Annotated in this window: 4 protein-coding genes and 1 pseudogene; 2 read left to right on the top strand and 3 right to left on the bottom strand. The window is 66.4% G+C overall.

Features of this window, described 5'->3' with window-relative positions:
• Positions 1 to 182, top strand: a pseudogene (locus VF697_RS26940) (carbonic anhydrase); the annotation flags it as partial.
• Between the two features lie 52 nt (positions 183 to 234).
• Here the strand turns inward: VF697_RS26940 and VF697_RS26935 are convergent.
• The gene (locus tag VF697_RS26935) at positions 235 to 1,959 is read right to left on the bottom strand and encodes a hypothetical protein (RefSeq protein WP_331099590.1); all 1,725 of its coding nucleotides are present in this window, start codon (positions 1,957 to 1,959) and stop codon (positions 235 to 237) included.
• Positions 1,960 to 2,057: 98 nt separating this feature from the next.
• On the bottom strand, positions 2,058 to 3,380 hold the full coding sequence (locus VF697_RS26930) for a glycosyltransferase family 39 protein (RefSeq protein ID WP_331099589.1): 1,323 nt from the start codon (positions 3,378 to 3,380) through the stop codon (positions 2,058 to 2,060).
• Positions 3,381 to 3,575: 195 nt separating this feature from the next.
• On the opposite strand from VF697_RS26930, the gene VF697_RS26925 reads away from it, so the two are divergent.
• Positions 3,576 to 5,669 carry a thioredoxin domain-containing protein gene (locus VF697_RS26925; RefSeq protein ID WP_331099588.1) on the top strand — a complete coding sequence of 698 codons (2,094 nt, stop codon included), beginning with the start codon at positions 3,576 to 3,578 and terminating at the stop codon, positions 5,667 to 5,669.
• Positions 5,670 to 5,758: 89 nt separating this feature from the next.
• On the opposite strand, the gene VF697_RS26920 is transcribed toward VF697_RS26925, so the two are convergent.
• Positions 5,759 to 7,483 carry a Kelch repeat-containing protein gene (locus VF697_RS26920; protein WP_331099587.1) on the bottom strand — a complete coding sequence of 575 codons (1,725 nt, stop codon included), beginning with the start codon at positions 7,481 to 7,483 and terminating at the stop codon, positions 5,759 to 5,761.
• Positions 7,484 to 7,858: the final 375 nt, after the last annotated feature.

Below are 7,858 nucleotides of genomic sequence, written 5' to 3'. Positions count from 1 at the left end.
AGCGCCTGGCGGCCGGCACCGTGCGGCTGCACGGCTGGTGGTTCGACATTGGCCAGGCGCGGGTGCACGCCTACCGCCCGGACCTCGAGCGCTTCACCCCCATCGATGAGGTGGAGGGGGAGCGGATGCTCGCGGAGATGGAGTCGGGCCGCGGGGAGACTCCATCCAGCTCCGCCGCCTGATGACACGGTGGGCTGGAGGCCTCAGAGGCCTCCAGCCCGTCCTTCCCAGTGCTCAGCGCGTCTCGCGGAAGATGAGCAGACCGCGAGAGGTGTCGATGACGTAGAGGAGCCCCGCGTTGGCGGCGGAGACGTCCGGCGCCTTGGGCACGCGGATGCCGATGGCGCCCTCGTAGAAGCTCAGGCCGCGCATCGGGTCCTCGGCGCGGAAGGTGTTGTAGTAGCCGATCTCCTGGGGCCGGGCGGGGTTGGCCACATCCAGCACGCGCACGCCCTCATGGTAGTAGGCGATGTAGAGCCGCTTCTTCGCCTCGTCGAGGATCATGTTGTGGATGGAGGCCTCCTGGCGCAGGCGGTAGCGCGTGATGAACTTCACGTTCGCCGGGTCGGTGACGTCGAGCACGCGCAGGTGGGAGCCCCAGTCCTCGCCGCCCTCGAAGGCGATGAGCCGATCTCCGTAGGTGCCCACCGCGCCCGCGTGGCTGTGGGAGTAATTGATCAGCGGGCTGCCGTCGGGGTTGGTGGCGTAGCGGTAGCTGCCGAGCGCGACGGGCGGCTGCGTGGCGATCTGCGAGACGTCACTGATCTGCATGCCGTACGCCCAGTAGTAGCTGTACATCCGGCCCTTGTAGACGAAGGCATCGTGGACGTAGCCGCGCGAGTCGCCGTCGGGGACGCTGGGGGGCACGTAGCGGCCGAGGAGGGTCGGGGCGCGCGGGTTGGAGATGTCATAGATGCGCGTCGGATCTCCCATGGCGTAGAGCTGGTTGCCCTCGACGAAGACGGTGTGGGCGTCCCGGGTCTCCTGGACCTGCACGGGGGTGAGGACGGGGTTGGCGGGGTTGGTGATGTCGTAGGTGACGACGCCGTTCCTCGAGCTGGCGATGTACAGCGCGTCTCCCTTGGCCCAGACGCCGTTCCAGTAGCCACCCCCACTGGAGATCTGCTTCACGAGCGTGGGGTGCGCGGGGTCGCTCACATTGAAGATCGTGAGCCCGCCCCGGCCCTGGTAGGAGCCATCCACCGACACGATATACGCGTGGTCCTTCGTCACGTAGATGTCCACCGGGAGGCCGAAGAAGTAGTCCGGGTAGTCCGGGTAGTGGATGAAGGTCTCGGAGACGAGCGCGAGCCCGCTGGCCTCACTCTCGCCACGGGCGGGCACGATGCGGGCGGCCTGGAAGGTCCCCACCTCGATGGCCTGTCCGTCGTTGCACACGGCGTAGCAGCCGGTGAAGTGGTTGGAGTCCTCGGCGGAGCAGCCGGCGTAGCCCACGGTCTGGTTGTAGGTGCCACCATCGCGGAGCGCGGGCGTGGTGTGCCGGGAAACGAACCAGGTGTTGGCGTCGAACTGCTTGGTGAGCTCCATGTCCGGGGTGCTCCAGCCGTTGAAGGTCTGGGTGCCACCGTCATTCCTCAGCGAGAAGCTCCTGACGAAGTAGTTGACGCCGCCGTCCGGTCGCGCCATGCGGCTGTGGCTGGTGTAGACGCCCTCCTTGCCCACACCGCCGAGCGTGGAGCGCGGGCACGCGGAGAGGTTGAAGCTGCTCAGCTCGCCGCACTGGGCGCCCGTGGTGCCCTGGATGAAGTTGCAGTTGGCCAGGGGCGCGGTGCCCTCCCAATCCGCCGTGTCGACGAGCCCGGCATCGACGCCCGCGTCGGAGCCCGCATCGGGGCCGTCACAACCGGTGCCCTTGTTGCACTTGGAATTGTCGATCACACAGCCGGTGGTCAGCACCAGCGGTAGACACAGCAGGACGGCGAGACGACTGCGCTGCATTCGTTCCTCCAACGAAAGCTCGTTGCCCCGGGAACGGGGACATTCCCGCAGCATACCGGATGCCCGCTGCTGACACCGGCCCCCTCGGGCGGGGTGGCTCAGGGCCGCGCGTCGCGCAGGCGCCAGACGGAGAAGGTGTGGACGCGTCGCCCGCGGTAGTCGGCGGGCAGCACCACCGGCCCCTCCACCGAGGAGAAGCGCGCGGCCAGCTCCTCGGGGGGCTCCCGGCCCTCGGAGAGCCACAGCGCATCCCGCCCCGGTGCCACCGGCGGCTTCGGCCAGAGATCGTACTGGCTGCGGCGGGCCCCGCCCGCCGTGTCCACGGGCAGCCGGGCGTAGTACGCCACTTCGGAGGCGAGCTGGTAGCTGGGCGCGTACACGCCGGCCACGTCCTCGCGGGTGAGGCCGGGGAAGAACTGGGCGGTGTCGCCGAGCTGGGACAGCTCCGCCCAGCCGTGGGTGCGCGCGAGGAGGACGTCCCGCTCGAAGCGCAGCACGGGGAAGAGCAGGTGCGAGCCCACCGCGAGCACCACGGCGAGGTTGGCGAGGGCGGCGGCGCGGAACCACCCGGGGCGCATGCCGGCGATGCCCACGCACGCGGAGAGGTACGCCGCGGCCGGCCAGTTGGCCTCGCCTCGGGTGCGCAGGGCGGCGTAGCCGAACAGGAGCAGGGGAGCGAGCGCCGCCGCGCGCAGGAGGAACTGCTCGCGCGGGCCTCGGAAGACGTACGCGAGCGTCAGCGGGAGCAGCACCGCGCCGCCGAGCGCGAACTGGCCGGCGAGGAACTCGCCGAAGGTGCGCCAGCCGCCCGTGCCTCCGAGGCCGTGCTTGAGCTGGAAGGCGAAGCCCACCCAGTCGTGCCGTGCGTTCCACAGCACCACGGGCAGGAAGAGGAGCACCCCGAGGAGCGCGGTGAGCCACGCTCCGGCGGGCAGGCGACGGGCGCGCACGCAGGCGGCGACGAAGGCCACGGAGAGCAGCACGCCCGGGTACTTGGACAGCAGCGCCAGCCCACAGGCGAGCCCCGCCAGCACCCACCGCTCGCGGTACAGCGCCCACAGCGCGAGCACCCAGCAGAGCAGCAGGGGCGTGTCCGGGGTGGCCCACACGCCGGCGACGATGCCCGCGGGCACCCCGCTCCACAGCGCGGCCGCGCGCCAGGCCGCCGAGCGGTCGCCATACACGTCGTGAGCGAGCCCCCACACGGCGGCGACTGTCCCCGCGCCACACAACAGGGCCGCCAGCCGGATGCCGAGCGCGGCGATGAGCCAGGCCACCAGGGGCGGGTGGTCGTAGTAGCCCCAGTCGAGGTGCTGGCCCCACTGCCAGTAATAGGCCTCGTCGAAGTAGACGTCCGTGCCCAGCGCGAGCGCGAGCCGCACCCCGGCGCTCAGCACCAGCAGCACGAGGCTGAGCGTCACGGGGAAGGGGGCTCGGGTGGGGCGGGGCTCGACCACGTCCCTGGACAAAGCGCACTTGCGGGCCTTTGCCCAGCCTGTTTCTGCCCGTCCCTGAACGCTCCGGCCCGTCCTGGGGGACACGTACCCTCGGAGGCGCTTGCCCGCGCTGCCGGTGCCCCCTATCTCACCCTGTCCTTCCCCACGCCAGGAGAGCCCATGGCCCAGACTCCGCCGTCCGGTGCGCGAAACCGCCTCGCACGAGAGCCGTCGCCCTATCTGCGGCAGCACGCCAGCAACCCGGTGGACTGGTACGCCTGGGGGGACGAGGCCTTCGCGCGGGCCCGGGCGGAGAACAAGCCCATCCTCCTGTCAGTGGGCTACTCGGCCTGCCACTGGTGCCACGTGATGGCCCACGAGTCCTTCGAGGATCCCACCATCGCCCAGTTGATGAACGAGTGGTTCATCAACGTGAAGGTGGACCGCGAGGAGCGGCCGGACGTGGATCAAATCTACCAGGGCGTGGTGCAGCTCATGGGGCAGGGAGGCGGGTGGCCGCTGACGGTGTTCCTCACGCCGGAGCTGCTGCCCTTCTACGGAGGCACGTACTTCCCGCCGAGGGACAAGTACGGCAGGCCGGGCTTCCCGAAGGTGCTGGAGGCGCTGCACAACGCCTGGGAGACGAAGCGGGACGACGTGCGGCGCCAGTCCGAGGAGTTCCGCGAGGGATTGGGCGAGCTGGCCAGCTACGGCCTGGAGGCGGCCCCGTCGGCGCTGAAGGCCGAGGACATCGTGGCGATGGGCGAGTCCATGCTGCGCCGGGTGGATGGGGTGAACGGCGGCTTTGGCGGAGCGCCCAAGTTCCCCAACCCGATGAACGTGGCAATCCTGCTGCGGGCCTGGAGGCGCGACAGCGGCAACGAGGCGCTGAAGAAGGCGGTGCTGCTGACGCTGGAGCGGATGGCGAGGGGCGGCGTCTATGACCAGCTCGGAGGCGGCTTCCATCGCTACTCGGTGGACGAGCGGTGGACGGTGCCGCACTTCGAGAAGATGCTGTACGACAACGCGCAACTGCTGCACCTGTACACGGAGGCGTACCAGGTGGAGCCTCGGCCCCTGTGGCGCAAGGTGGTGGGGGAGACAGCGGAGTACGTGCGGCGCGAGATGACGGACGCGCGCGGCGGCTTCTATGCCACCCAGGACGCGGACAGCGAGGGCGAGGAGGGGAAGTTCTTCGTCTGGAAGCCCGAGCAGGTGCGCGAGGTGCTCCCGTCCGAGCTGGCCGAGGTGGCGCTGCGCCACTTCCGCATCACCCCGGGAGGCAACTTCGAGCATGGGGCGACGGTGCTGGAGGCGGTGGTGCCGGTGGAGCAGCTCGCGGGGGACCTGCGGCTCCCGGTGGGGGAAGTGGAGCGTCGACTGAGCGAGGCACGCCGCCAGCTCTTCGAGGCGCGGGAGCAGCGGGTGAAGCCGGGGCGGGACGACAAGATCCTCGCGGGGTGGAACGGGCTGATGATTCGGGGGCTGGCCTTCGCGGGGCACGTCTTCGAGCGAGCCGACTGGGTGGCCCTGGCGCGACGCTCGGCGGACTTCCTGCTGGCGGAGCTGTGGGACGGTCAGCACTTGCGGCGCTCCTACCAGGAGGGGCAGGCGCGCATTCCGGGGTTCCTCGAGGACTATGGAGACCTGGCCGCGGGACTCACCGCGCTGTACCAGGCCACCTTCGAGCCGAAGTACCTGGAGGCGGCGGAGGCGCTGGTGAAGGCCGCGGAGGCGCGCTTCTGGGATGCGGAGAAGCGGGCCTACCTGACGGCGCCCAAGGCCCAGCAGGACCTGGTGGTGGCGACCTACGCGACGTTCGACAACGCCTTCCCCTCGGGTGCCTCGACGCTGACGGAGGCGCAGGTGGCACTGGCGGCGCTCACGGGGAACAAGACGTACCTGGAGCTGCCGGAGCGCTATGTGTCGCGGATGCGGGACCAGCTCCGGCAGAACCCGATGGGCTACGGGCACCTGGGACTGGCCGCGGACGCGCTGGTGGAGGGAGCGCCGAGTGTCACCTTCACGGGGACGCGAGAGGCCGTGGCGTCGCTGCTGGCGGTGACACGGGCGACCTACGCCCCCACGTTCGGCTTCGCCTGGAAGGAGCCGGGAGCGCCGGTGCCACCGTCGATGCGCGAGAACTTCGAGGGACGCGAGCCGGTGGGCGACCGCGGAGCCGCCTGGCTGTGCCGCCACTTCGCCTGCGAGCCGCCCATCACGGAGGCGGGCGACCTCGCGAGGAAGCTGGCCCTGGTGCCGGCGGGCACCTGAAGTGTCGCTTGTATTCGATTCTCAGATGAATCGAGCACTTAGTCATGGCGCGTGGGTATTCGATTCACCTGTCAACGGCGAGCGACAATCTACGGGTTGTATTCTTCTGCCATACTGCCGCCCGTTATCAGCACCTTGCCTGAGAGCAGGGCGGTAGCGGTGTGATTGAAATGACCGATACTCGGATTGATGGCTGAGGACCAAGCGTCAGCGACAGGGTCATAAACCTCCGCTGTGGCAAGGGCACCATTATCATATCCGCCTACTACCAGCACTTTGCCAGAGGTGAGCAGGGTTGCTGTGTGTTGTTGGCGGACAAAAGCCATGCTGGTTGCAGAGGACCATATGCCGGTGATTGGGTCATAAATTTCTGCTGAGGCCAGGATGGTACTGTTGTTTATTCCTCCTGCGACTAGCACTTTCCCAGAAGGCAATAGGGTAGCGGTATGGCTAGAGCGCGCTGAAACCATTTTGGCGGGTGTGGTTGCCCAAGTGTTGGTAGTCGGGTTGTACACCTCTGACCTACCACTTCCCGCGATCAGTACCTTATCTGAAGACACCAATGTCGCAGTGTGGCTGCTATAGGTGTAAGCCATGCTTCCCGCAGAGGTCCAGGTTCCAGTAGTTGGATCATAAATTTCGGTCAGGGTTGGGCTGATGCTGCCGCTGAAGCCGCCCGTTACAAACACCTTGCCTGAGGGTAGTAGGGTCGCAGTGTGACGAGCACGAGCGTAAGACATACTGGACGTGGAGGACCATAGGCCAGTCGAAGGATCGTACACCTCCGCTGTGGAATAATAGGTACTGCCATCGGTGCCTCCCGTTATGAGTACTTTGCCTGAAGGGAGGAGGGTTGCGGTGTGTCCATAGCGAGCAGTGAGCATGCTGCCGGTGGAGGACCAGGTGCTGGTGGCTGGGTCGTACAACTCTGCACTGTCATAGCGGGAAGTGGCCATGTACCCACCTGTCACAAGCACCTTTCCAGAGGGCAATAAGGTTGCCGTGTGGGCCAGGCGTACAGAACGCACGGGTGAAGTAGGCATCCACTTTGGGCAGCTGGCTGTGACGTTGAAATTCGTGGAAGAGGACAGACCCAGCGCGTTGGTCACCGTGGCCGTAATGATGACGGTTGTTTCCTTTGGGGATGAGGAACCGCAAACCGGCGCTGACCAGACAACCTCGCTGAGGATGGCTGTGCTTGTCGGAGTACCGAGGCTTCCGGCACTGGAACTCCACGCGAAACTGAGCACACTGTTCTGCGGGTCGCGCGTGGTGAGATGAAGCGTGACCATTGCTCCATCCGAGACGGAGACGGTCGACTGTCGGGTTTCTGTGATCTCTGGAGAGTAGCAGGTTCCCTTGACGTTGAAGCTTTTGGTGACGGAAAGACCCAGTGTATTGATGACGGTGGCTGTGATGGTGGCAGTTGTTTCTGAGGGAGCACCACCGCAGGCCGGTGCTGTCCAGGTCACTTCGCTGTAACTGCTAGTACTCGTTTGATTCCCGAGGACTCCAGCGCTAGCCTCCCATGAGAAGCCGAGCGCGCTGTTTTGCGGATCGTGCGCAACGATGCGGAAAGTGATTGTTCTTCCGCCTGCCACCGAGGTGGATGTCTGGCGGGTTTCTGTCAATTCTGGCGGATGCTTCGGGGGCAGGCCTCCCCCATTGGGATCATTGCCAGAATCGGTTGTGTCGGTGTTGCTGGGCGTTTCTAGCTCCGGCAGTTGGATACATGCTTGTCCGAGAAGTGTCGCGATGATGAGCGGCAACAACATTTTTAAGCGCATTGCATGCACTCCTTTGATTTCGTTCACGAATAGCCTGCCCTGCACGGGCGAGGTGGCCATGTAAGGCAGGCGACGGCCATCGAGTCGCAGAGGCCAAATTCACCTTGGGGAAGGTGCTTGATGGAGGAAGCGCAGCAAGCGCAATGCCAAGTACGTCCCTCAGTCAATCCGCGCCCTTGAGCAGTACGGGAGACATGGGGACCGTCTCGGGGCGTGTACAGCGTCCGACGAGCGAGACGGAAGTGCACGGCACCCTTGATGGGATAGAACCGGGAGTTGATGGGTCGTCGAGGGAAGTGGTACCCCCTCGAGAGCTTCACCGAACCCTTTGAAAAGGGCTATGCGAACTCATAGCCAAGCTCTGTCATGAGCTATGACGTAATAAAAAAGGGCGAGCACGGC

The organism is Archangium sp., assembly GCF_036388035.1.
Lineage (GTDB): Bacteria > Myxococcota > Myxococcia > Myxococcales > Myxococcaceae > Archangium.
Note: the sequence above shows the minus strand (reverse complement) of the source record. Positions and strands in the feature narration are given on the sequence as shown.